The sequence below is a fragment of the Pseudomonas sp. E102 genome (assembly GCF_052660185.1).
In genome coordinates this window covers 4844780-4866903 of sequence record NZ_CP084025.1, presented here as the reverse complement: position 1 = coordinate 4866903, position 22124 = coordinate 4844780, and the positions used below count along the sequence as shown (strand labels likewise).

General features: G+C 59.6%; 20 protein-coding genes and 1 pseudogene. 8 read left to right on the top strand and 13 right to left on the bottom strand.

From position 1 onward, the window contains the following. The first annotated feature begins 20 nt into the window (after positions 1 to 20). From trkA to DOCECA_RS21955, 3 genes are all read left to right on the top strand, one after another. On the top strand, positions 21 to 1394 hold the full coding sequence (gene trkA / locus DOCECA_RS21965) for a Trk system potassium transporter TrkA (protein WP_420765993.1): 1374 nt from the start codon (positions 21 to 23) through the stop codon (positions 1392 to 1394). 176 nt (positions 1395 to 1570) lie between these two features. Beyond that, entirely contained in the window at positions 1571 to 1882 is a 312-nt protein-coding gene (locus DOCECA_RS21960) for a tetratricopeptide repeat protein (RefSeq protein WP_445571077.1), read from the top strand. A 177-nt stretch (positions 1883 to 2059) separates the two neighbouring features. Continuing rightward, positions 2060 to 3223, top strand: coding sequence for an ATP-binding protein (locus tag DOCECA_RS21955; protein WP_445571076.1), 1164 nt, complete (start codon positions 2060 to 2062; stop codon positions 3221 to 3223). 100 nt (positions 3224 to 3323) lie between these two features. On the opposite strand, the gene DOCECA_RS21950 is transcribed toward DOCECA_RS21955, so the two are convergent. Together DOCECA_RS21950 and DOCECA_RS21945 are read right to left on the bottom strand one after the other, a co-directional pair. Further along, positions 3324 to 4019: a DUF1963 domain-containing protein gene (locus DOCECA_RS21950; RefSeq protein WP_445571075.1), complete on the bottom strand. Its 696-nt coding sequence runs from the start codon at positions 4017 to 4019 to the stop codon at positions 3324 to 3326. Positions 4020 to 4475: 456 nt separating this feature from the next. After that, a pseudogene (locus DOCECA_RS21945) lies at positions 4476 to 5637 on the bottom strand (IS3 family transposase). 241 nt (positions 5638 to 5878) lie between these two features. Between DOCECA_RS21945 and DOCECA_RS21940 the strand changes: the two are divergent. The 3 genes from DOCECA_RS21940 (at position 5879) to DOCECA_RS21930 (ending at position 9250) form a co-directional block, all read left to right on the top strand. After that, a complete protein-coding gene (locus DOCECA_RS21940) occupies positions 5879 to 6121 on the top strand; it encodes a hypothetical protein (protein ID WP_445571074.1) in 243 nt (80 codons plus the stop codon). 62 nt (positions 6122 to 6183) lie between these two features. Then, the gene (locus DOCECA_RS21935) at positions 6184 to 6891 is read left to right on the top strand and encodes a DUF2459 domain-containing protein (protein ID WP_434561410.1); all 708 of its coding nucleotides are present in this window, start codon (positions 6184 to 6186) and stop codon (positions 6889 to 6891) included. Between the two features lie 166 nt (positions 6892 to 7057). Beyond that, the gene (locus DOCECA_RS21930) at positions 7058 to 9250 is read left to right on the top strand and encodes a TonB-dependent receptor (protein ID WP_445571073.1); all 2193 of its coding nucleotides are present in this window, start codon (positions 7058 to 7060) and stop codon (positions 9248 to 9250) included. Between the two features lie 605 nt (positions 9251 to 9855). On the opposite strand, the gene DOCECA_RS21925 is transcribed toward DOCECA_RS21930, so the two are convergent. The 5 genes from DOCECA_RS21925 to DOCECA_RS21905 are packed head-to-tail and all read right to left on the bottom strand — an operon-like array spanning position 9856 to position 13761. After that, on the bottom strand, positions 9856 to 10491 hold the full coding sequence (locus DOCECA_RS21925) for an SCO family protein (protein WP_434561406.1): 636 nt from the start codon (positions 10489 to 10491) through the stop codon (positions 9856 to 9858). Further along, positions 10488 to 11387, bottom strand: coding sequence for a heme o synthase (gene cyoE, locus DOCECA_RS21920; RefSeq protein WP_434649426.1), 900 nt, complete (start codon positions 11385 to 11387; stop codon positions 10488 to 10490). The genes DOCECA_RS21925 and cyoE overlap by 4 nt, the downstream gene beginning before the upstream one ends. Beyond that, on the bottom strand, positions 11375 to 12454 hold the full coding sequence (locus DOCECA_RS21915) for a COX15/CtaA family protein (RefSeq protein WP_420765986.1): 1080 nt from the start codon (positions 12452 to 12454) through the stop codon (positions 11375 to 11377). The genes cyoE and DOCECA_RS21915 overlap by 13 nt, the downstream gene beginning before the upstream one ends. 10 nt (positions 12455 to 12464) lie before the next feature. Further along, positions 12465 to 13058, bottom strand: a complete 594-nt coding sequence (locus DOCECA_RS21910) for a hypothetical protein (RefSeq protein WP_434649424.1) — start codon at positions 13056 to 13058, stop codon at positions 12465 to 12467. Further along, positions 13024 to 13761, bottom strand: a complete 738-nt coding sequence (locus DOCECA_RS21905) for an SURF1 family protein (RefSeq protein WP_434649422.1) — start codon at positions 13759 to 13761, stop codon at positions 13024 to 13026. The genes DOCECA_RS21910 and DOCECA_RS21905 overlap by 35 nt, the downstream gene beginning before the upstream one ends. A 70-nt stretch (positions 13762 to 13831) precedes the next feature. Between DOCECA_RS21905 and DOCECA_RS21900 the strand changes: the two genes are divergently transcribed. After that, a complete protein-coding gene (locus tag DOCECA_RS21900; protein WP_420765983.1) occupies positions 13832 to 14035 on the top strand; it encodes a twin transmembrane helix small protein in 204 nt (67 codons plus the stop codon). A gap of 24 nt (positions 14036 to 14059) precedes the next feature. On the opposite strand, the gene DOCECA_RS21895 is transcribed toward DOCECA_RS21900, so the two are convergent. The 4 genes from DOCECA_RS21895 to coxB all read right to left on the bottom strand — a co-directional run bounded on the left by DOCECA_RS21895 (position 14060) and on the right by coxB (position 18441). Continuing rightward, positions 14060 to 14947 carry a cytochrome c oxidase subunit 3 gene (locus tag DOCECA_RS21895; protein ID WP_420765982.1) on the bottom strand — a complete coding sequence of 296 codons (888 nt, stop codon included), beginning with the start codon at positions 14945 to 14947 and terminating at the stop codon, positions 14060 to 14062. Positions 14948 to 14971: 24 nt separating this feature from the next. Then, entirely contained in the window at positions 14972 to 15523 is a 552-nt protein-coding gene (locus tag DOCECA_RS21890) for a cytochrome c oxidase assembly protein (protein ID WP_420765981.1), read from the bottom strand. A gap of 121 nt (positions 15524 to 15644) precedes the next feature. Then, on the bottom strand, positions 15645 to 17231 hold the full coding sequence (gene ctaD / locus DOCECA_RS21885) for a cytochrome c oxidase subunit I (RefSeq protein WP_420765980.1): 1587 nt from the start codon (positions 17229 to 17231) through the stop codon (positions 15645 to 15647). An 82-nt stretch (positions 17232 to 17313) separates the two neighbouring features. Further along, positions 17314 to 18441 (bottom strand): cytochrome c oxidase subunit II, encoded by a 1128-nt coding sequence (gene coxB / locus DOCECA_RS21880; RefSeq protein ID WP_445571072.1) that lies wholly within the window; start codon positions 18439 to 18441, stop codon positions 17314 to 17316. A 373-nt stretch (positions 18442 to 18814) separates the two neighbouring features. On the opposite strand from coxB, the gene DOCECA_RS21875 reads away from it, so the two are divergent. After that, on the top strand, positions 18815 to 19465 hold the full coding sequence (locus tag DOCECA_RS21875; RefSeq protein ID WP_445571071.1) for a hypothetical protein: 651 nt from the start codon (positions 18815 to 18817) through the stop codon (positions 19463 to 19465). Between the two features lie 173 nt (positions 19466 to 19638). Here the strand turns inward: DOCECA_RS21875 and DOCECA_RS21870 are convergent, their stop codons facing one another. Together DOCECA_RS21870 and DOCECA_RS21865 are read right to left on the bottom strand one after the other, a co-directional pair. Further along, a complete protein-coding gene (locus DOCECA_RS21870; RefSeq protein WP_445571070.1) occupies positions 19639 to 21168 on the bottom strand; it encodes a SulP family inorganic anion transporter in 1530 nt (509 codons plus the stop codon). 92 nt (positions 21169 to 21260) lie between these two features. Next, positions 21261 to 21992: a carbonic anhydrase gene (locus DOCECA_RS21865; protein WP_420765976.1), complete on the bottom strand. Its 732-nt coding sequence runs from the start codon at positions 21990 to 21992 to the stop codon at positions 21261 to 21263. Positions 21993 to 22124: the final 132 nt, after the last annotated feature.

Genomic DNA, 22124 nt, shown 5'->3' with positions numbered 1-22124 from the left:
GATTCGATAGGAGTGACTGGATGAAAATCATCATCCTGGGTGCAGGGCAGGTTGGCGGTTCGCTGGCGGAACACCTGGCCAGCGAGGCCAACGACATCACCGTGGTCGACACCGACGGCGAACGCCTGCGCGACCTCGGCGACCGTCTCGACATTCGTACGGTACAAGGGCGCGGCTCCTTGCCGACGGTATTGCGCCAGGCCGGCGCCGACGACGCCGACATGCTGGTGGCGGTGACCAACAGCGACGAAACCAACATGGTCGCCTGCCAGGTCGCCCACACGTTGTTTCACACCCCGACCAAAATCGCCCGGGTGCGCGAAGGGGCCTACCTGACCCGCGCCGACCTGTTCGACAACGAAGCGATCCCGGTGGACGTGCTGATCAGCCCCGAGCAGGTGGTGACCAACTACATCAAGCGCCTGATCGAACACCCCGGCGCCCTGCAAGTGATCGATTTTGCCGAGAGCAAGGCGCAACTGGTGGCGGTCAAGGCCTACTACGGCGGACCGCTGGTGGGCCAGCAACTGCGCCAATTGCGCGAGCACATGCCCAATGTCGAGACCCGCGTGGCAGCGATTTTCCGCCGTGACCGGCCGATCCTGCCCCAGGGCGACACCGTGATCGAAGCCGATGACGAAGTCTTCTTCATCGCCGCCAAAGCGAATATTCGCGCGGTCATGAGCGAAATGCGCCGCCTCGACGAAAACTACAAACGCATCGTCATCGCCGGCGGCGGCCAGATCGGCGAACGCCTGGCCGAAGCCATCGAAAGCCGCTACCAGGTCAAGATCATCGAGATGAACCCGGCACGCTGCCGCTACCTCTCCGACACCCTCGACAGCACCGTGGTGCTGCAGGGCAGCGCCTCCGACCGCGACCTGCTGCTGGAAGAAAACATCGCCGACGCCGACATCTTCCTGGCCCTGACCAACGACGACGAAGCCAACATCATGTCCTCGCTCCTGGCCAAGCGCCTGGGGGCCAGGAAGGTCATGACCATCATCAACAACCCGGCCTACGTCGACCTGATCCAGGGCGGCGACATCGACATCGCCATCAGCCCGCAACTGGCAACCATCGGCACCTTGCTCGCCCACGTACGCCGCGGCGACATCGTCAGCGTCCACTCCCTGCGCCGCGGCGCGGCCGAAGCCATCGAAGCCATCGCCCACGGCGACGCCAAATCCAGCAAAGTCATCGGCAAAGCCATCCGCGACATCGGCCTACCGCCCGGCACCACCATCGGCGCCATCATCCGCGACGAAGAAGTGCTCATCGCCCACGACGACACCGTGATCCAGACCGGCGACCATGTGATCCTGTTCCTGGTGGATAAGAAGCACATTCGCGATGTGGAGAAGCTGTTCCATGTGGGGTTGAGCTTCTTCTGATCCAGGCTGTGCAGTGGCAGTCATGGCCTCATCGCGAGCAGGCTCGCTCCCACAAAGGCTCGCTGTCGTTCACAAATATTGTGATCGACCGAGATCCACTGTGGGAGCGAGCTTGCTCGCGATAGCTATCTAACAGCCACTGATCAACCCCTGACACACCGATAAGGACGGCCCCCATGCTCGACTCCCTGGAAAAAATGCTCGCCAAGGGCGTGGACAACTCCCTTCTCCGCTTCGGCCTCGGCAAAGGCTACCTAGACCTAGGCGAATTCCCCCGCGCCGCCGAACACCTCCAACGCTGCGTCGAATTCGACCCCAAGTATTCCGCAGCCTGGAAACTACTGGGCAAGGCCCACCAAGGCCAAGGCGACGCCGCCGCAGCCCGCCAAGCCTGGGAACAAGGCCTGGAAGCCGCCCGCGCCCATGGCGACAAACAGGCCGAAAAAGAAATGACCGTGTTCCTCAAGAAGCTGGATCGCCAGCCCTGACTTCACACAAAACTGCTTTTGTGGCGAGGGAGCTTGCTCCCGCTTGAGTGCGAAGCACTCATAAATAATCAGAAATAAATCCGACTCTATAAAACGCTAGCGATCTATAGCTAAAGATAGTTAGTTGAGCTAGCTTCGGCTATCTTTCTATAGAATTTGCTAGTCTGTGAGGTCAGCATGGATCCCTACCGTAATCCGTTTGCGCCAGGCGCGGGCAGCAGGCCCCCTGAATTGGCGGGACGCGACTTGATTCTTGAGGCAGCAAGAATTGCCTGTGGACGAGCCCTCCACGGACGAAGTGCTCGTTCCATCATGCTCCTTGGCTTAAGAGGCACGGGCAAGACGGTCCTGTTGAATGAAATAGGAAGAATTGCCAAGGAAGAAGGTCTTCTCGTTTCCAAGGTAGAGTCGCCAGAACGCGAAAGCCTTGCACGTCTTCTTTATCCTGAAATGCGAAAGGTCATGCGCGCGCTTTCCAGCGTTGAGGCCGCCAAGCAAATTGCTAATCGTGGGCTGAAAGGACTCCGCAGCTTTGCATCAATCTTCAAGATCGATGTTGGAGGTATTGAGATTGGTGTCGAGCCTGAGCCTGGACTCGCGGATAGCGGAAATCTTCAATACGATCTTCCAGACCTTTTTACTGTGATAGGTGAAGCGGCACAGGCCGCCGGCAAAGGCTGGATTCTTCTCATTGATGAAGTCCAATACCTCACCGAAGCAGATCTATCGGCACTGATTGTCTCTATCCATCGCATGTCGCAAGAAGGGCTTCCGGTTCTGCTGGTCGGTGCAGGTCTTCCGCAAGTGGCTCGGCTGGCGGGTGAGGCGAAGTCATATGCCGAGCGGCTTTTCCTTTACCCAGAGGTGGGGGCGCTTGATCAACCATCTGCGACTCAAGCCGTTCAAAAGCCGATCTTGGAGGAGGAGGCTTCTATCGACGCTGCAGCGCTGGACAGCATTGTTGATCGGACGCAGGGCTATCCGTTCTTTCTTCAAGAGTGGGCATCCACGGCATGGAACATCGCCGAGGGGCCTGAAATTACGCTTGATGATGTCGACCATTCCTATTCCGAAACATTAGCCTCTCTTGATGCCGGTTTCTTCAGGGTCCGTATTGATCGGCTTACACCTTCTGAAGTGCAGTTCGTGAAGACCATGTCCGAGCTCGGCAACGGCCCTTATGCCATCGCTGATATTGCGAAGGCGATGGGACGTCCTCAATCATCGCTGGGACCGACTCGGGCCAACATCATTTCCAAGGGAATGATCTACAGCACCGATCACGGATATCTGAATTTTACAGTTCCCCTTTTTGCAGAGTTCATGCGCCGCCAGGAATGAAGGCCAGCAGTGTGTGGTGAGGGGAGGAAACCAGGGGGCAGGCCACGATTTGGGCTCACCCGTAATCGGACTGTCTCACAATCGTATCTTCCCCCTGTCCCTAGTAAAAGTCGTAATAAAGCGCCCACTCCCCAGTTTTGTTGTGCTTCCAGAACATCAGGCTCCCACTGTCGACCACGTTCAGATTGATCTTCGAGTCCGATGAGATCTGGAACACAAACTCGAAGCCTTCACCCGGATCAACACCCGACTGGCAAAACGAGGGGTAACCGCCGATCTTGTGTTCGTAGGTGTGGGTGACCAAGTCGTAATAGCTCTGGATCTTGCCCGCGCGCTCCAGCGTGAGGATTGCTTGCTCAAGGACTTCGGGGACACCACCGCCATCCCACAATGGAAAGTCCTCCGGCACCGCTAGCGCCGTCAGTGGGAAGGGTTTGAGGAATGTATCTGCCACCGGCAGAGACTTGCGTACCAACACATCATCCGGTCCATACTCGCGGATGACCCAATTATTTCCCATCGGCTCAAAGTGCTCGGGGAACGGGTTTGAAATGAACACCGTCAGCACACGAACCCCTGCTAGCAGAGGGCTCTTGATAGGCAGGGCGGGCAGGTAAAACTGCGCATATGGGAGCAACTGTTGCCCCGCCTGATTAGTGGGCATCTCTTCATCCGGTCGAAACAGGAAGACATTGCCCAGCCAGCTTTCTTCATCGGTGCCGGCAGGACGAAAGCCGCCGGCAATGAGCTTCACGGCGGGGCGGGCCAGACGTTGCTTGGTTTCCTGGATTTCCATGGCGATGTAAATCTCCTTTTTGCTACAGGTATTAAGGTCGTAGACTTGGCAGTGTACGAGAGTGGATAGCGGTGCTTTTCTGTCCGAGCTAGGCCACGTTAGCGTCCTTCACGGATAAGAGAGTGGACCTCCTCCCACTTCCCCGGCCAATGACTTTCAAGGGTTCCTAGCGTGCCTGAGCGTCATCGATACCGGATCGGCCAGTGGAAGGAAACGATAGAGCCCGAGGGCAAGGCTGCAAAGCCGGCGGATTCTGATGCAGTTGTAGGCAAAGGCGCGAGGATGCGTGGCTTGGAGGTGCGGTGGTTAGGTCCTGGCTTGACCCACAGAAGGTGGAGAAGCAGGAGCAAGCATCCATGTGAATGGTATTGAAGGGGAAATCTACGGAAAATAAACCTGTCCACTTTTCCAATGACCCTGCGCCGTCGGCCAAAGCAGGCAGCCGATGTGTAGTGGTCAACTAATCCCGGACACGACGTTAAGTTTTTCCTCGGCCCGCGCTGGCGGCAACCCATCGTTGAATTGGTGGGGCCGAATCCAGTTGTAGCGATGCATCAAAAAATGGCTGATATCACGTTGTGCTTCCTGTGCAGTTCGATAGCCCAAGGTCGGTATCCATTCCGTTTTCAAGCTGCGGAATACGCGCTCCATCGGTGCGTTATCCCAGCAGTTTCCTCGTCGACTCATGCTCTGATGCACGCGGTATCGCCACAATCGCTGGCGAAAGAGTCGGCTTGCATATTGCGATCCCTGGTCCGAGTGGAATATCAGATCCGAAGGCCTGCCACGCTGCTCGTAGGCCATATCCAGCGCCTTGATCACCAGTTCCGCGTCTGGCTTTCCGACAGCGCCCAACCCACGATCCGACGCGTACAAAGATCCAGGACGACAGCCAGGTAATGCCACTTTCCTTGCGCCCAAATGTAGGTGATATCGCCGCACCAGACTTGATTGGGGGCTGGCACATCAAACTCGCGGTTCAATGTGTTCGGGATATCGAGTCGTTCTACTGTGGCTCGTTTGTAAGCGTGGGAGCCAGGTTGTTTACTGACTAAAGCAAGCTCGCGCATCAAGCTGCGCACTTTGAATCGACCAAGCTGTTCACCGTCTTCACGCATCAGTGAAAGGATGCTGCGACTGCCCGCAGCACTGCGACTTTGCGAGAACAGCTCACTGACTCGGCTACGCAATCGAAGCCGTTCAACATCGGGCGTGCTGCGCCGCAGGCGCTGCGCGTAGTAGCACGAGCGGGTGACTTCAAACAGCTTGCACAGCCAATCAATCGGCTCATGGGCACTCAACTAATCAATCAGCGCAAACGCTCGTGATCTTCCGACATCAAGAGCGCGGTAGCCTTTTTTAGTATGGATTTTTCTCGCTCAAGCCGGGCGATCCGGGCTTCCAGTTCCTGAATTTTCTGCTGCTCTGGGGTCAGCGCCTTGCTCTGCGGAGTGACGCCTTGGCGCTCTTTCTGAACCTGGTCAACCCAGCGGCGCAACGCTGACTCGCCAATACCGAGTGAACGGCTGGCTTCGATGTAGCTGTAGTTTTGTTTGAGCACGAGGTCGGCAGCCTCGCGTTTGAATTCAGGAGTAAAGGAGCGGCGTTGTTTGGTCATCGGACACCTCGATCTGGCGAGCATTCTCGCCTAAATGGGTGTCCGGTTTCATTAGACCACTACAGGCCCCCCTTACGTGGCGGCATCTGTAGGGGTAGGTGTGCGCACGTATACCAATCAAACTCTACCCACCTACCATGCGGGCGACGTACTGGTCAGCATAGAGGCGCAGGTTAACGGCGGCATCGGCCCCCAACGCACCCTCTCGATACTGATCACCAAGACCTGACCGGAGACATACATGTCCGAAATTACTCAATTGGTCATTGCCTTGGTGTTGTCCTTTCTGCTTGATCGATTCCTCAAACCGTATCTGCTGCGCAAGTGGCTAGGCGTGGTGTTGGTGGCGGCGGGTGTGGTTGGCTGCTTTGTGGCAGGTCAGACTCGTGTGTTGGGGTTTGATCTGGGGTTGCTGTCGGTTTTTGCCGTGGTGATAGGGATGGGATTGTTCATGAAGCGGCGGCGGTTTGAGGAGGTTGGCTGAGGGGGGATGGCGGATGGATTAATATCAGGTAATAAATCCGTTCCCTTAAGTGGTCCCTGTGTATGCGCATTGCAGTGTTGGCCCTGGTCCTCACGCTGTTCGGCTGCGCTAGCGCGTCGGACCCGCCGAGGGGCGAGGGTGGCGGTTGGCGGTCCTTCTATGTGGTGAATCATGGCCTGCATACTGGGTTGGTGATTGCACGCTCCGATCTGCTTCAAGTGCTTCCCGCACTGGTCGAAGCATTCAGCGAAGGCGACTTCGTTGAGTTCGGCTGGGGTGACGAGGATTTCTACCGAGCCCCACAAGCCACCTTGAGCCTCGCCCTGGGAGCCTTGTTCGGGTCGACGGCAACCGTGCTGCATGCGGTCAAGATTGACGGGGACCCGAGGCGGCGTTTCGCCGCAAGCGAGGTCATCGAGGTGCGGGTGACGGAGGACGGCTACCGACGACTGCTAGCGTTCGTGGCCGGGACCTTCACCCGCTCAGCGACGGGCACCTTGGTGGTGCTCGGGCCTGGCCTGTATGGAGAGAGCCGGTTCTACCAGGCCGAGGGTCACTATTCGCTGTTTTATACCTGCAATACCTGGGTCGCAGAGGCGCTGGCCGCGAGCAACTGCCCAATGTCGCCCGTAGCGGTGATTACGGCGGGGAACGTCATGTCGCAGTTGCGCCGAGCGACAGCGGTCGGCGCTTTTTGCGGGCTTGCTCCCACAGTGGGCGGCGTTGGGCTCGGTGTTCGGTTCGACACATCCCCCCTCGTGTGGAAGTGAGAGCAAATTTCCCCTTCCTGGTAGCCAGTCCCTGTGGCGATTAAGGCGCTTGATGCCGACAGAACCGCTTCCAGATCTTTATAGCATCGTGTCAGTTGGTATGGATAATCTATCTGCGAATCATTAGCATTAGCGGCATTGGCCGTTTCCCCGCAGGTACTCACTCATGCTATTTCCATCTCGCCTTACGTTGCTCGCTGCGTGCTGCTCAGTCAGTTTTCTTGCCCAGGCGGCAGCGCCTATTGAATTGGGCGTGACCGACGTTACTGCCGATGCGATTAAAACCAATTCCAACACGTTATCGGCGCCCTATGCGGGGGGGCAGGTGGCGAGGGGAGGCCAGATGGGGGTGCTGGGCAATCAGGACAACATGGATGTCCCGTTCGTGATGACCAGTTACACCTCGCAGTTGATTGAAGATCAGCAAGCGGAAGACGTGGGTGATGTGCTGCTCAATGATCCGTCGGTGCGTCAGTCCTATGGGTTTGGTAACCAATCCCAGGTGTTCGTGATTCGAGGCCTGCCGCTTGCTAGCGACGACATTTCCTACAACGGGCTGTACGGTGTTTTACCGCGCCAAATTCTGTCGACGGATGCGATTGAGCGCGTCGAGGTGTTCAAGGGGCCCAACGCGTTCATCAACGGCGTCAGCCCGACGGGTTCGGGTCTTGGGGGCGGTGTCAATTTGCAGCCCAAGCGCGCGGAGGATGTCCCGACTCGTCGCTATACGCAGGACATCAGCACCGATGGCCGCATGGGCGAGCATTTGGATATCGGGCAGCGGTTCGGCGAGGACAATCGGTTTGGCGCCAGGTTGAACCTGAGCCAGCGCGAAGGTGAAACAGCGATCGACAACCAGGATCAGCGCACAAAGTTGTTCGTTGCTGGCTTGGACTATCGAGGTGATGACTTCCGCGTTTCCACCGATTTCGGCTACCAGAAACAGCGTATCAATGGACTGCGTAACTCTGTGAACATCGGCAACGCCACGCGCATTCCCACGGCTCCGGATGCGAGTCACAATTATGGACAGGACTGGACTTACTCCGAAACCGAAGACACCTTCGGCATGGTTCGTGGCGATTGGGACTTGAACGAAAACTGGACCGCCTACCTGGCTGGCGGTGTAAAGCACACCCGAGAAACTGGGGTATACGCCACACCGACGCTGGTCGGCAATAACGGTGTCGCGACGATCGGTGGCTCAGAAATTCCACACAACGAAGACAACACATCGTTTAGTGGCGGGCTGAACGGGCGCTTCAACACGGGACCTGTTTCCCACCAGGTTGCGATCGGCGGCTCAACGATCTGGACCGAGCAGGAAAACGCCTACACTTTCTATCGTCCCGTTACCGGCAACAGCAATCTCTACGACACCCCAACGCTACCCAAGCCGACCGCGGTGTCCAGCACCGGCGGTGAAATGGGCGATCCCGGGGTGACCGGCAAAACCCGCAACCGTAGCCTAGCGATTTCCGACACGTTGGGCTTGTTCGATGACAAATTGCTGGTCACTTATGGTGTCCGTCGTCAGCAGTTGCGTGTCGAAAACTATAAGTACGATGGCACCACCTCAAACGGTGTAGCCAATCCAGCAAACGACGGCAGCCGTAGCACGCTCTACGATGAAGCCGTTACCACGCCTGTCTACGGCATTGTCTATAAGCCTGTGGAGAGCGTGTCGCTCTACGCCAACCGAATCGAAGGCCTTGCAAAAGGGCCAGTGGCGTCCGGTTCAGGCATCACCAACCTGGGCCAAGCCTTTCCCCCGGGACGCACAAAACAGTTGGAAGCGGGCATCAAGCTGGACATGCAAACCTTCGGTGCCAACGTGGGTGTTTTCCGTATCGAGAAACCTTCCGATGGCTACGTCGACAACGCGCAGAACCTCTATGTGCGTGACGGTGAGCAGGTCAATAAAGGGTTGGAGATCAGCGTATTCGGTGAGCCCATCGAAGGTCTCCGGTTGATGGCCGGCGGCACCCGAATGACGTCCGAACTCAAAAACACTGCGGGCGGTTTCAACGATGGCAACCACGCCATTGGCGTGCCAACGTTCCAGCTCAATGCCAGCGTGGATTGGGATGTCCCAGGCATTGAAGGCGCCGCGCTCAGCGCCAGAATGTTGCGCACTGGCGGGCAGTACGCTGATCAGGCTAATAATCTGAGCTTGCCTACCTGGAACCGTTTCGATGCTGGCGCACGTTATAAGATGAAATTCGTAGAGAAAGACCTGACGTTGCGCGTCAATGTGGAAAACATTGCCGACAAGAACTACTGGGCCTCGGCGAACGGCGGCTATCTTTCGCAGGGTGATCCGCGGTTGGTGAAGTTTTCGGGGACTATTGATTTCTGATCAGAAGCGGAACGTGGAGCGTCCCTGGCGACATCCATGGGAGCAAAGCTTGCTCGGATAGTGGAGACCAGCCAAACCTGTATCGACAGACCTGCCCCAATCGCGAGCAAGCTTTGCTCCCACAGATTTCGGCATTTCTTCAGGTAAACCGCATCGTCTGGTTTTGCGACTGCTGCGCCCGAGACGTCGGACCGGCCGAGCGGGAGCAAGCTCCCTCGCCACGGGCGGTGTCTGGGCTGGCGTCATCGCGAGCAGGCTCGCTCCCGCAGGGGATTGAGGCTGTTGCAGATACTCTGTTCACCGCCGCCCGGTGTGGGAGCGAGCTTGCTCGCGAGGAGGGTGTCACATTCAATATTGATGCAAGCTGACCCGCCGCTTTCGCGAGCAAGCCCGCTCCCACAGTACGTGGCGTTGGGCTGGATGTTCGGATCGACACTAACCCCTGTGGCGAGGGAGCTTGCTCCCGCTGGCCTGCGCAGCAGGCCCCTGCATTCCCTCAGGCAACCGCATCGTTCGGTTTTGCGGTCGCTGCGCAACCGAGCGGGAGCAAGCTCCCTCGCCACGGGGAGATGCATTATCAGGAAGCAAGTGGCCTCGCCTTGGCTTCATTTGCGCTTGAGCATCTCAGGCAACTGCGCCACCAACTTCTGATTATTCAACGGCGCCCGAATAAACCCGCGTTGCTTGCCGTCCGGTCCAATTACGGCAAGGTTGCCGCTGTGATCGACGGTGTAGTTGGGTTTGCTGGTGTCCGCCGGGATGAACGGGATGCTCACCGCATTCGCCAGTTTCTGCAGGTCTTCCACCGATGAAGCGGTCAAGCCTTTGAATTGCGGATCGAAGTAACCCAGGTATTGCTTGAGTTGCTTGGGGGTGTCGCGGTTCGGGTCGACGCTCACTAATACGACCTGCAACTTGGCCACAGCCTCGGGCGGCAGTTCGCTTTTGATCTGGCGCAGTTGGGCGAGGGTGGTTGGGCAGATGTCCGGGCAGAAGGTGTAGCCGAAGAACAGCAGGCTCCACTTGTCTTTCAGCCCATCCATCGCCACGGGCTGGCCGTCCTGGTCGGTCATTTTCACATCCGGCAGGTTGCGGCTTTGCGGCAGCAGGATGATGCCGGCGTCGATCAATGCGGTCGGGTCACCCTGGCCTTTGCTGGACAGCACCTTGTTGATGGTCAGGCCGAGGATCAGTGCGATCACGGCCGCGAGGATGAAGACGGTTTTCTGGGTTCGAGTCATAGGCTCAACAGTAAGTAGTGATCAACGAGCAGGGCGATGAACAGCATGAACAAGTACCAGATAGAGTACTTGAACGTATTGATCGCCGCGTGCGGCCGACTGCCACGGTACAACACCACGGCCCATTGCAGAAACCGGGCACCCAGCACGAGCGCACAAACCAGGTAGATCAGCCCGCTCATCTGGATCACGAATGGCATCAGGCTCACCGCCAGCAGCACCAAGGTGTACAGCAGGATGTGGATCTTGGTGTAGTGCTCGCCGTGTGTCACCGGCAGCATCGGAATGTCGGCCTTGGCGTATTCCTCCTTGCGATGAATCGCCAGGGCCCAGAAGTGCGGCGGCGTCCAGGCGAAGATGATCAACACCAGCAACAGCGGTTCGGCGCTGACGTGTCCGGTGGCCGCCACCCAGCCCAGCAGCGGCGGAGCGGCGCCGGCGAGGCCGCCGATGACGATGTTCTGCGGCGTTGCCCGCTTGAGGAAGCCGGTGTAGATCACGGCGTAACCGAGGAGCGAGGCGAGGGTCAGCCAGGCGGTCAGTGGGTTGGTAAAGATCAGCAACATGGCTTGCCCGGCGACGGCCAGCGCCAGGGCGAAAGTCAGTGCAGCGGCGGGCGAGACCCGCCCTTCGGCCAGCGGCCGCTTATGGGTGCGGGCCATCACCGCGTCGATACGCCGATCCACCACGTGGTTCACCGCGGCCGCGCCACCTGCGCACAGCGCGATGCCCAGGTTGCCGAATACAAGGACCGTCCACGGCACTCCGGCGCGGGTCGCGAGAAACATGCCGACCAGCGAGGTGATCAGCATCAATACCACCACTTTGGGCTTGGTCAGCTCCAGGTAATCGCGCCAGATCGCCTGGCTGTGGCGTTCACCGGTCAAGGTTGCCATGGCATCTCTCCTTTAATCGTAATGGGGGCGACGCCGTGTTCAGGCGGATTGAAGCGCCAGCGCAGCGGGACGTGGTGCCGTACCCGGACCAGGCTGGTGCGGGCGTGATAATTGACCAGCACCAGGGTCAGCAGCAGGGCGGCGCCCCCGGCGTTGTGGGCCACGGCCACCGGCAGCGGCAGATGAAACACGACGTTGCTTATACCTAATGTAATTTGCGCGACCAGCGCGGTGAGGACCAGCCCCGCCAGTCGGGTCATGCCCACCGTCTTCAGTTGCCAAGCCAGCCCAAGCAGCACCACAGTCACCAGTAACGCGCCGATGCGATGGGTCACATGGATGGCGGTACGGGCGTCGCTGTCCAGTTGCCCGCCCAGGTAGTTCGGGCCGATGTGCTGGGTCAGGTGAAAGCCGTTGGCGAAATCGGCGGGCGGCATCCATTCACCATGGCAGGTGGGGAAGTCGATGCAGGCCACCGCGGCGTAGTTGGAACTGACCCAGCCGCCCAAGGCGATCTGGCCGATCACCAGCAGCAGCCCGGCCGTGGCCCAATGTTGCAGGCGCTTGGGCACGGTCAGCGCCGGCAACACGCCGGACAATCTCAGGGTAAGCAGAAACAACAGGCTCAACGTCGCGAACCCGCCCAGCAGATGACCGGTGACGACTTGAGGCCAGAGCTTCAACGTCACGGTCCACATGCCGAACGCCGCTTGCGCGAACACAACGGCGAGGAGAAACAGTGGCAATTTCAATGGCAAGCCAGGGTGACGACGGTTCGTCCAGGCCCGGGCGGCCAGCGCGGCAATCATCAGCGCCAATGCACCGGCGAAATACCGGTGGACCATCTCGTTCCAGCCTTTATGGGCCTCAACCGGGGCGTCGGGGAAATGCAATTCGGCATGGGCCAGTTGGGCTTCGCCCTTGGGTACGCTGATGAATCCGTAGCAACCCGGCCAGTCGGGGCAACCGAGGCCGGCGTGAGTCAGGCGGGTGTAGGCGCCTAACAGTACGACAATCAATGCCAGCAACGTGGCGAACAGCGCGAGGCGAAATCCAGGCTTGGCCATGTCGATGTCCTCATCCGATGTTCGAAAGTTTCAGCAGGTGCCGCAGGTCGTTGAGCAAATCCTTGCCCTTGACCCGGGCGTCGTAGCGCAGCACCAGGTTGCTGTGGGGATCGATGATCCACAGCTGGGCGCCGCCGGAACCCTGGGCGCCTTTCTGATAGGCAGGCAGATCCAGCGGGTAGCGTTGCAGCTGGGGATATTCGCGCTGCAGCTGGGCGTCGTACGCGCTGTCCAGGGGTTGCGCGATGGCCAGGGCATGGCTGGCGCGGCCGGCTTCGCGGCCCAGGCCGATCTGCACTTGCCGGGCCAGGTAGACCAACTGGCGGCAGTCCACCGAGCACTCTTGAGGGGCCGTCACCAGGATCTGCCAGCGCTGCTCGTCGGCCTGCACGCCGATGTCGGCGCGAGACTGGCCGTTGCCGATCAACTCGCCGTGGTAGCTGCGGCTGTCGGGGACCCAGAACTGGAATTTGTACATGCCGGTGGCGAGGATCATCGGGCCGATCACGCCCAGCACAATCAACAGCAATTGCACGCGGCCCTTGCGGCGGCTGCGTGCATCGGGCGCTTCAGACGTGTTGGTTGGATTCATGGTGCTTCCCATGGTGTCTCCCTGCGTTGTGCCATCCGAGATAGAGGAAAAGGCCGAACAGCGCCGCCGCCATGGCGAACCACTGCACGGCATAGCCGAGGTGTTTTTCCGGACCCATGGCAACCACCGGCCAATCGGTCTGGTAGGCGCCGGGGCCGCTTTGTTGTCTTAGTTCGTAAGCGAAGCCGCCACGGTCCAGTTCTGCCCAGAGTTTCTGCGGTTCGATGGTGGTGACCAGCCGCGGCCACGGTGCGCTTGCCGGGTCGGCGTGAAGTTGGAACGTGGCGCCGGGTGCGACGTAGACCCAGGCTTGAAGGTCGACAGTCTGTTCAGGTGTGCTGAAGACTGGCGGGGTGCGGCGATCCGGCCAGGGCAGCCAGCCACGATTGACCAGCAGCCAAAGCCCGCTGGCGTGATCGAGGAACGGCTGCAGCAGTTCGACGCCCACCTTGCCGTCGTGCTGGCGGTTGTCCAGGAGCAGGCTGTGCTCGGCGTCGAATTGGCCACGCAGGCTGACCGGTCGAAAGGCCGGATCCGTCGTTTCCGAAAGCTCGACGCTGTCCATCGGCTTGGCCACGCGGCGCTCGGCATAAGTGTCCATGAGCACACGTTTCTGTTCGCCCCGGCTCATTTGCCAGAACCCCAGGCACACCATCACCGGCACCAGCACGGCCACCACGAGTGACGGCACGATGCCCGGCCGGAAGCCTTTCATGGCGCCGCCCTAAGGCTAATGAACGGGATAGCTATACTCACGTGCATCGCGTCCCCCCGGAGTGTTTCCAATGCTCAAAGCAGCCATCGCCCTGATGCTGATCGCCACGGTTGCCAGCCTGTTCAGCGGCTTGTTTTTTCTGGTCAAGGACCAAAGCGATTCCAATCGCCTGGTCATCGCCCTGGCAATTCGCGTGGCCTTGGCCGCTGTGACCGTCGGCTTGATTGCCTGGGGCTTTTTCAGCGGCCAGTTGGTGTCGCATGCTCCTTGGTAAAGAGTCGCCCTGATAATGGCTGCCTCAGAGTATGTAGACGAAGAAGAACAAGCCGATCCACACCACATCGACGAAGTGCCAGTACCAGCTCGCGGCCTCGAAGCCGAACTGATGCTCGTTGTCGAAGTGCCCCCGCATGATGCGCATCAGCATCACGAACAGGATGATCGTGCCGATGGTGACGTGGGCGCCGTGGAAACCGGTGAGCATGAAGAACGTCGCGCCGTAGATCCCCGAGCCCAACGTCAGGCCCAGCTCTTTATAGGCGTGGATGTATTCCTCGGCCTGGAAGCCCAGGAACGCGCAACCCAGCAGCACGGTGATCGCCAGCCACACCTTCAATGCGCCGCGATGGCCTTTCTTCAGGGCGTGGTGGGCGATGGTCACGGTGACGCTGGAACTGACCAGCAGGATGGTATTGAGCAGCGGCAAGCCCCAAGGGCTGATCACGTCCTTGGGCGGTGGGAAGAGTTTGGGATCCGGGTTGTTCAACAACGGCCAGACGTATTCGAAGTTCGGCCACAGCATCTCCGACAAACCCTTGCTGCCTTCACCGGCCAGACCGGGCGCCGACACCACTCGTACGTAAAACAACGCGCCGAAGAACGCCACGAAGAACATCACTTCGGAAAAGATGAACCAGCTCATGCCCCAGCGAAACGAGCGATCGAGCTGCGCGCTGTACAGCCCGGCGCGGCTTTCCTTGATGACGGCGCCAAACCAGCCGAACAACATGTAGGCCACCAACAGGCCGCCGACGAAAAAGATCAGCGGGCCGTTGGAGTCCGGGCGTGCCGCCTTCAGGTCGTTGAACCAGGTCGCCAGCCCATACACCGTGACGAACATCCCGACCGTGGCGATGATCGGCCATTTGCTCTGGGCCGGAACGTAATAGTGCTCATGAGTTGCCATTTATTGTTCTCCTTATCGGGCACGCTATCGGTCAGTGTTTAGAGCCACCGGAGGATGACGAGCAGTGATATCGAACAGCGTGTAGGACAGCGTCAGATGCTTCACTTCCTTGGGCATGTCCCGGTCGACGATGAAGCGCATGGGCATCTCGATGCGTTCGCCGGGTTGCAGCACTTGCTGGGTAAAACAAAAACATTCGGTCTTGTGGAAATACGCCGCCGCCGTGCTCGGCGAGATGCTCGGAACTGCCTGGGCGCTCATCGGCCGGTCGGTGGGATTGTGGGCGACGAACACCATTTCGTTCACTGCCCCCGGCTTGACCACCAATTGATCGCCCTTGGGGTAGAAATCCCAGACCATGTCCACCGCGTTGGTCGACAGGAACTGCACCCGCACTTGCCGTGATTCATCCACCGTCTGCACGCCTTCGTACTGCCCACCGGTCTTGCCGTTGATGCCGAACGCCTTGCACATCACGTCGTAGATCGGCACCAGGGCAAACCCGAAGATGAACATGGCCACCACTACCAGCAGCAGGCGGGTGACCAGTTTCTTCAGCGAGATTGAATCAGCCATGGTTCCCGCTCCTCCCCGAGAACCCTGTGGGAGCGAGCCTGCTCGCGATGGCGGCGACTCGGTGTGTCATACACACCGCTATCGCGAGCAGGCTCGCTCCCACACAAGGCCCCGGTGTCATCTATTTCACTTCCGGCGGCGTAGTAAACGTGTGATAGGGCGCCGGCGACGGCACGCTCCACTCCAGCCCTTCGGCGCCATCCCACGGCTTGGCCGGGGCTGGCTCGCCGCCGCGGATGGTCTTGATCACGATGAACAGGAAGAAGATCTGCGTGGTGCCGAACATGAACGCGCCGATGGACGAAACCATGTTGAAGTCGGCGAACTGCAGGTTGTAATCGGGAATCCGCCGGGGCATGCCCGCCAGGCCCACGAAGTGCATCGGGAAGAACGCCATGTTCATGCCGATGAACGAGAGCCAGAAGTGCAGCTTGCCGAGGGTTTCGTCGTACATGTGGCCGGTCCATTTCGGCAGCCAGTAGTACGCCGAGGCGAAAATCCCGAAGATCGCGCCGGGCACCAGCACGTAGTGGAAATGCGCGACCACAAAGTAGGTGTCCTGGTACTGGAAGTCCGCCGGGGCGATGGCGAGCATGAGCCCGGAGAAGCCGCCGATGGAAAACAGGATCACGAACGCCACGGCGAACAGCATCGGCGTCTCGAAGGTCAGCGAGCCCTGCCACATGGTGCTGGCCCAGTTGAACACCTTCACCCCGGTGGGCACGGCGATCAACAGGGTCGCGTACATGAAGAACAACTCGCCCACCAGCGGGATGCCGACCACGAACATGTGGTGCGCCCAGACGATGAACGACAGGAACGCAATGGCGGCCGTGGCGTAGACCATCGAGGTGTAGCCGAACAATGGCTTGCGCGAGAACGCCGGGATGATCGAGCTGACGGCACCGAAGGCCGGCAGGATCATGATGTACACCTCGGGGTGGCCGAAGAACCAGAACACGTGCTGGAACAGCACCGGGTCACCGCCGCCGGCGGCACTGAAGAAGCTGGTGCCGAAGTGGATGTCCATCAGCATCATCGTCACGCAGCCGGCCAGCACCGGCATGACTGCGATCAGCAAAAACGCGGTGATCAGCCAGGTCCAGACGAACAGCGGCATTTTCATCAGGGTCATGCCGGGGGCGCGCAGGTTGAGGATGGTGGCGACCACATTGATCGCGCCCATGATCGAGCTGATGCCCATCAGGTGGATGGCGAAGATGAAAAACGTCACGCTTTCCGGCGCATAGGTGGTGGACAGCGGCGCATAGAATGTCCAGCCGAAATTCGGCCCACCCCCCGGTGTGAACAGCGTCGAGACCAGCATCAGGAACGCCGCCGGCAACAGCCAGAAACTGAAGTTGTTCATGCGTGGCAGGGCCATGTCCGGCGCGCCGATCATCAGCGGCACCATCCAGTTGGCAAGGCCGACGAAGGCCGGCATCACCGCGCCGAAGACCATCACCAGGCCATGCATGGTGGTCATCTGGTTGAAGAACTCCGGCTGTACGATCTGCAAACCGGGCTGGAACAGCTCGGCGCGGATCACCATGGCGAACGAGCCGCCCAATAGGAACATGGAGAACGCGAACCACAGGTACAGCGTGCCGATGTCCTTGTGGTTGGTGGTCAGCACCCAGCGCATCAGGCCCTTGGCGGGGCCGTGGGCGTGGTCGGCATGACCGTGGTCATCGATCACAGCACTCATGTCCTTTCTCCTTCGAACCAATGGGCTGGACGGCGCGGGGCAACGCGCCCCGACCGGTTGCGGGAACAGACGTCAGGCCGGCTCATTGGCTTTCCGCCTGTTTGAGTTCCAGCACTTCTTTAGGCGTGACCATGTCGCCCTTGTTGTTGCCCCAGGCGTTGCGTTCATAGGTCACGACCGCCGCGATATCGACTTCCGACAACTGTTTGCCGAACGCCGCCATGGAGGTGCCGGGTTTGCCATGGAAGACGATGTTCAAGTGATCCTTGATTGGCCCGGTGGCGATTTTCGAGCCCTTGAGCGCCGGGAACATCGGCGGCAAGCCCTGGCCTTCGGCCTGGTGACATGCCACGCATGTGGTGTGGTAGACCTTGTCGCCACGCTCGACGAGTTCTTCGCGCGTCCACTCCTTGCTGGTCAACTCTTTAAGCTGCGCGGCTTCGGCCTTGCGTTCGCCCAGCCATTTCTCGAAGTCGGGTTTGCTCTTGACCTCTACCACGATCGGCATGAAGCCATGGTCCTTGCCACACAACTCGGCGCATTGGCCGCGATAGATGCCGGGCTTGTCGACGCGGGTCCAGGCTTCGTTGACGAACCCTGGAATAGCGTCGCGCTTAACCGCGAAGGCCGGCACCCACCAGGAGTGGATCACGTCGGCGGAGGTCACCAGAAAGCGCACCTTGGCATCGACCGGCAGCACCAGCGGCTTGTCGACTTCCAGCAGGTAGTGCTCGCCCTTGGCGCTCTGGTTGTTGATCTGTTCGGCGGGGGTCGCCAGGTTGCTGAAGAACTCGACGTCCTGGCCCAGGTATTTGTAGTGCCACTTCCATTGATAGCCGGTGACCTGGATGTCGATCTCCGACTCGCTGGAGTCGTACATCTTGATCAGCGTGGCTGTGGCAGGGATCGCCATCAGAACCAGGATCAGGAAGGGCACGATGGTCCAGAGGATTTCGACGCGGGTGTTTTCGTGGAAGTGCGCGGCATTCTGGCCGGTTGAGCGGCGGTGCATCATCATCGACCAGAACATGGCGCCGAAGACGATGATGCCGATGACCACACAGATCCAGAAAATGGTCATGTGAAGGTCGAACACTGCATTGCTGATCTGTGTCGCTCCAGGCGCCATATTCACAGTCCAGGCCGCTTGCGCCTGACTGAAAATCGACCACAACAGGAGGCCCATCCATACGTGTGGATGTCGCGTCATTGCGGGTTCCCCTTATCGTTCTTGTTATCCCGTAGGCGTAACGCCTGCGGCAAGGGATCGGCTTTTCAGACTGCTTAATTGACTCGCCGCGCCTTGCTGCACATGCAATCGGGTGTCATCAGCTAACTCCATTCCAACCCGAGTATAGACAGCACCTGCAACCTCGCAACGCGACGGCGTAAATCGTTTGAAACAGCCGGGGCTTGCGCTAGAGCCCATGAATGGAGAAGGATGCGAACTGAGTGATGGCAAACCGATATAACGGCGACGTATCAGGAAAGGGGCGGTTATGAAAAATAGGTCTTAGGAGTCAATGCGCGCCAGCTAAGTTATGTCATTCCTATTTCATTGCCTGTTGTTTCCTGGAGTTGTCATGAACACCGCCGCATTGCGCGAGCAGATCCAAAAAGCCCTGCAACATGAGGCCGAGACCGGCCTGTTGAGCCGTCAGTTGACGGCGCAGTTACCAACGCTGCACCCCGCCATTCAGTTGCCGGATGCGAACGCCAATGACGTCCTGGCAAGATTTGTCGCCGCCTACATCAACGAAGTGCCTGACCTGCTGGATGCAGCCAATGTCGTTGCCAGGGAGGCGGGTATCGAGTCGCAAATCAAACCCGTACTGAAAATTGCCGAGCAGTATTTTCTCCAGCCACCGACCATCACGGCCGGGCATGTCGGGCTTAACAGCCTGCTCGACGAAGCCTATCTGGCGCACCGGTTCGTCGAAGAGGTGAACGACCTCTACATCAAGCATTTCGGCCAGCCGCTGATTCCGTTGGACATGACGGTCGCCAACCTGATCGCCCACCAATTGATCGGTGAGGCATTTGCCAACCAGCTCGATGCAGTGGTGCATCACACGTTCGATGAGATGCTCAACGACGAGACGTTTGCGTTGGAGTCGGTGGAAGCCTATCGCGAGAAGCTCAGCAGCCCGGAGACCGGCGCGGCCTGGAAGCGCTGGCCGTGCATGTCGCGTCGCTTGGGCGTGGGCCTGGAGCTGGATCAGCCGGCGGCTTGATCTGTCGGGGACACATAACTCCCCTGTGGGAGCGAGCTTGCTCGCGATTGCATTGGGTCAGCCACAGTGTAGTGGACTGACACGCCGCGATCGCGAGCAAGCTCGCTCCCACATGGAGTTTGTGGTCTTCAAGAATTATCTGCCCTACACCCAGCTCCTTTGGGAGTGAGCTGTCAGGCAGAGGCTGCGCCAACCCCCACCGTCGTGCGCAACCGCCCTTCCAACCGGCGCTTGAGCCCGCGGGATTCAATCAGCAGCTTCGAACCCTTGCTGGCGTTCGCCCGGCCCCATTCTTCGAGCAACTCCAGGCACGAGTGATCGATGTAGCTCAGATTATTGAGCGGCACATGCACCGTCGCGCCTTCGGGAATGGTACCCAGTACCTGGGTCAAGGCCGGAACCTTGAGGAAGGTTGCCGCACCCACCAATCGCAGTTCCATCTCGCCTTCCTGCGGCAGGTCGATCAGGCTGATTTTCAGGCGCGAAGCTTTCCAGGCCAGCTTCACCAGGGTCAGGCCGAAACCGACCAGTACACCGGTCAACAGGTCGGTGAAGATGATCGCCAGTGCCGTTGCGGCATAGGTGAACATGGGCATCCGCCCATAACGACCGAGGCTGCGGAACGCCTTGATGTCCACCAGCTTGAAACCGGTATAGACCAGCACACCCGCCAGGCTTGCCACCGGAATGCTTTGCAGCACGCTCGACAGCAACAGCACGAACAGCAGCAACCACAAGCCGTGGAAGATCGTCGACATCCGCGTGGTTGCGCCGGCCTGGACATTGGCCGAGCTGCGCACGATCACGCCGGTCATGGGCAAGGCGCCGAGCAGGCCGCAGAGCATGTTGCCGATACCTTGCGCCGACAATTCCCGGTCGAAATCCGCCCGTTCGCCGCTGTGCATGCGGTCCACGGCGGCCGCCGACAGCAGGGTTTCGGCGCTGGCGATGAAGGCGACCGCGAAGGCCGCGATCAGCAGCGTTGGATCGGCCAGGTTCAGCAGATCCGCCGGGCGCAGCCAGTCAATGGCTTCGGCCATGTTTTCCGGGACTTCCACGCGCTTGACCTGCAACGCCAGCAGCAGGCTCGCGACGGTTGCCAGGCCGACGCCCAGCAGCGCGCCAGGAATGAAGCGCAGGCTATGGGGCCGGAACTTTTCCCATAGCCACATCACCGAGATCGTCGAAAGGCCCAGCAAGCCGGCCTGCCAGCCGAACGACGGCAAGGCCTGGGCGACTGCCGCAGGGAATGCCGCGAGGTTATCCAGGCCGGAAGGCTTGGGCGCTGCGTCGAGCATCACATGGACCTGGGACAACACGATCAGCACGCCGATACCGGCGAGCATGCCGTACACCACCGCAGGCGCGGTGACCCGGAACCAGCACCCGAGGCGAAAGCGTCCGGCCAACAGTTGCAGAAGGCCGGCCAACAACAGGATCGGCCCGAGCATGGCCACGCCATGCTGGCGCACCAGTTCGAAAACCAACACCGCCAACCCGGCGGCCGGACCGCTGACTTGCAGCTTGGAGCCCGCCAGAAAACCCACCACCAAACCACCGATGATCCCGGTAATCAGGCCCTTGGCCGGTGGCAGGCCTGATGCGATGGCAATGCCCATGCACAAGGGCAGCGCCACGAGGAATACAACCACCGAAGCCAACAGCTCCCGTGGCAGAACAGCTTTTAATTGAGCAGCACGCATGGCGACTCTCCTGAAGTTTCTTCAGGCATGGCGAGGCCCTACCGCCTAAATAGCGGTAAGGCTGAACCATACAAGGATGATTAGGAGTGGTTTTAGAAGCGCGCTTTGGGCGTCGCCACCGGTATCGGATGGCTGCCATCGAGCGGCAGGAAACAGCCCCGGTCCGCGTCAAAGGCTTTGATCTCGCTGGTCTCGATGTTGTACACCCAGCCATGGATGAACAACTGGCCGCTGGCCATGCGAGAAGCCACCGAGGGGTGCGTTCGCAAATGCTGCAACTGCGCGATCACGTTCTCTTCGGTGAGGACGGGCATGGTCTGCTTCTCGTCACCGCACGGGCAGTTGTCATGGACCATGGTCTTGGCGACTTCGGCGTGGCGCAGCCAGGCCTTGACCGTCGGCATTTTTTCCAGGGTATCGGGGTTGAGCACGGCACGCATGGCGCCGCAATCGGAGTGGCCGCAGACGATGATGTGCTGCACGCCGAGGGCGAGCACGGCGTATTCGATGGCGGTGGAAACACCGCCGTTCATCTGGCCGTAAGGCGGAACGACGTTGCCGACGTTACGGGTCACGAACAGGTCGCCAGGAGAGCTATGGGTGATCAACTCGGGCACGATGCGCGAATCGGCGCAGGTGATGAACATCGCCCGGGGCTTCTGGGCGGTGGCGAGTTTCTTGAAGAGCTCTTCCTGCTGGGGAAAGATCTCGTGATGGAAATGCAAAAAGCCGTCAACAATGTGCTGCAGCGCTGCATCGGCGGTTTCCGCCTGGGGTTGGGCTGAAGCCGACGCAGCCAACGGCTGTTTATCCTTGTCACTCATGATTCATCCTCTTTGAGACGCCAGTGGCTGGTTAAAAAACATCCAGGTCGAAAGGCTCGACCCGTCAGTCACTCGATGAACAAGGTAGCGGCCGAAACTTAACTCAAACTGAATGGAAGGCTCTAGAACGCA

Excerpts from the sequence above, each read along its gene's own strand:
- trkA (WP_420765993.1), top strand. The coding sequence starts at position 21 with ATGAAAATCATCATCCTGGGTGCAGGGCAGGTTGGCGGTTCGCTGGCG.
- DOCECA_RS21960 (WP_445571077.1), top strand. The coding sequence starts at position 1,571 with ATGCTCGACTCCCTGGAAAAAATGCTCGCCAAGGGCGTGGACAACTCC.
- DOCECA_RS21955 (WP_445571076.1), top strand. The coding sequence starts at position 2,060 with ATGGATCCCTACCGTAATCCGTTTGCGCCAGGCGCGGGCAGCAGGCCC.
- DOCECA_RS21950 (WP_445571075.1), bottom strand. The coding sequence starts at position 4,019 with ATGGAAATCCAGGAAACCAAGCAACGTCTGGCCCGCCCCGCCGTGAAG.
- DOCECA_RS21940 (WP_445571074.1), top strand. The coding sequence starts at position 5,879 with ATGTCCGAAATTACTCAATTGGTCATTGCCTTGGTGTTGTCCTTTCTG.
- DOCECA_RS21935 (WP_434561410.1), top strand. The coding sequence starts at position 6,184 with ATGCGCATTGCAGTGTTGGCCCTGGTCCTCACGCTGTTCGGCTGCGCT.
- DOCECA_RS21930 (WP_445571073.1), top strand. The coding sequence starts at position 7,058 with ATGCTATTTCCATCTCGCCTTACGTTGCTCGCTGCGTGCTGCTCAGTC.
- DOCECA_RS21925 (WP_434561406.1), bottom strand. The coding sequence starts at position 10,491 with ATGACTCGAACCCAGAAAACCGTCTTCATCCTCGCGGCCGTGATCGCA.
- cyoE (WP_434649426.1), bottom strand. The coding sequence starts at position 11,387 with ATGGCAACCTTGACCGGTGAACGCCACAGCCAGGCGATCTGGCGCGAT.
- DOCECA_RS21915 (WP_420765986.1), bottom strand. The coding sequence starts at position 12,454 with ATGGCCAAGCCTGGATTTCGCCTCGCGCTGTTCGCCACGTTGCTGGCA.
- DOCECA_RS21910 (WP_434649424.1), bottom strand. The coding sequence starts at position 13,058 with ATGGGAAGCACCATGAATCCAACCAACACGTCTGAAGCGCCCGATGCA.
- DOCECA_RS21905 (WP_434649422.1), bottom strand. The coding sequence starts at position 13,761 with ATGAAAGGCTTCCGGCCGGGCATCGTGCCGTCACTCGTGGTGGCCGTG.
- DOCECA_RS21900 (WP_420765983.1), top strand. The coding sequence starts at position 13,832 with ATGCTCAAAGCAGCCATCGCCCTGATGCTGATCGCCACGGTTGCCAGC.
- DOCECA_RS21895 (WP_420765982.1), bottom strand. The coding sequence starts at position 14,947 with ATGGCAACTCATGAGCACTATTACGTTCCGGCCCAGAGCAAATGGCCG.
- DOCECA_RS21890 (WP_420765981.1), bottom strand. The coding sequence starts at position 15,523 with ATGGCTGATTCAATCTCGCTGAAGAAACTGGTCACCCGCCTGCTGCTG.
- ctaD (WP_420765980.1), bottom strand. The coding sequence starts at position 17,231 with ATGAGTGCTGTGATCGATGACCACGGTCATGCCGACCACGCCCACGGC.
- coxB (WP_445571072.1), bottom strand. The coding sequence starts at position 18,441 with ATGACGCGACATCCACACGTATGGATGGGCCTCCTGTTGTGGTCGATT.
- DOCECA_RS21875 (WP_445571071.1), top strand. The coding sequence starts at position 18,815 with ATGAACACCGCCGCATTGCGCGAGCAGATCCAAAAAGCCCTGCAACAT.
- DOCECA_RS21870 (WP_445571070.1), bottom strand. The coding sequence starts at position 21,168 with ATGCGTGCTGCTCAATTAAAAGCTGTTCTGCCACGGGAGCTGTTGGCT.
- DOCECA_RS21865 (WP_420765976.1), bottom strand. The coding sequence starts at position 21,992 with ATGAGTGACAAGGATAAACAGCCGTTGGCTGCGTCGGCTTCAGCCCAA.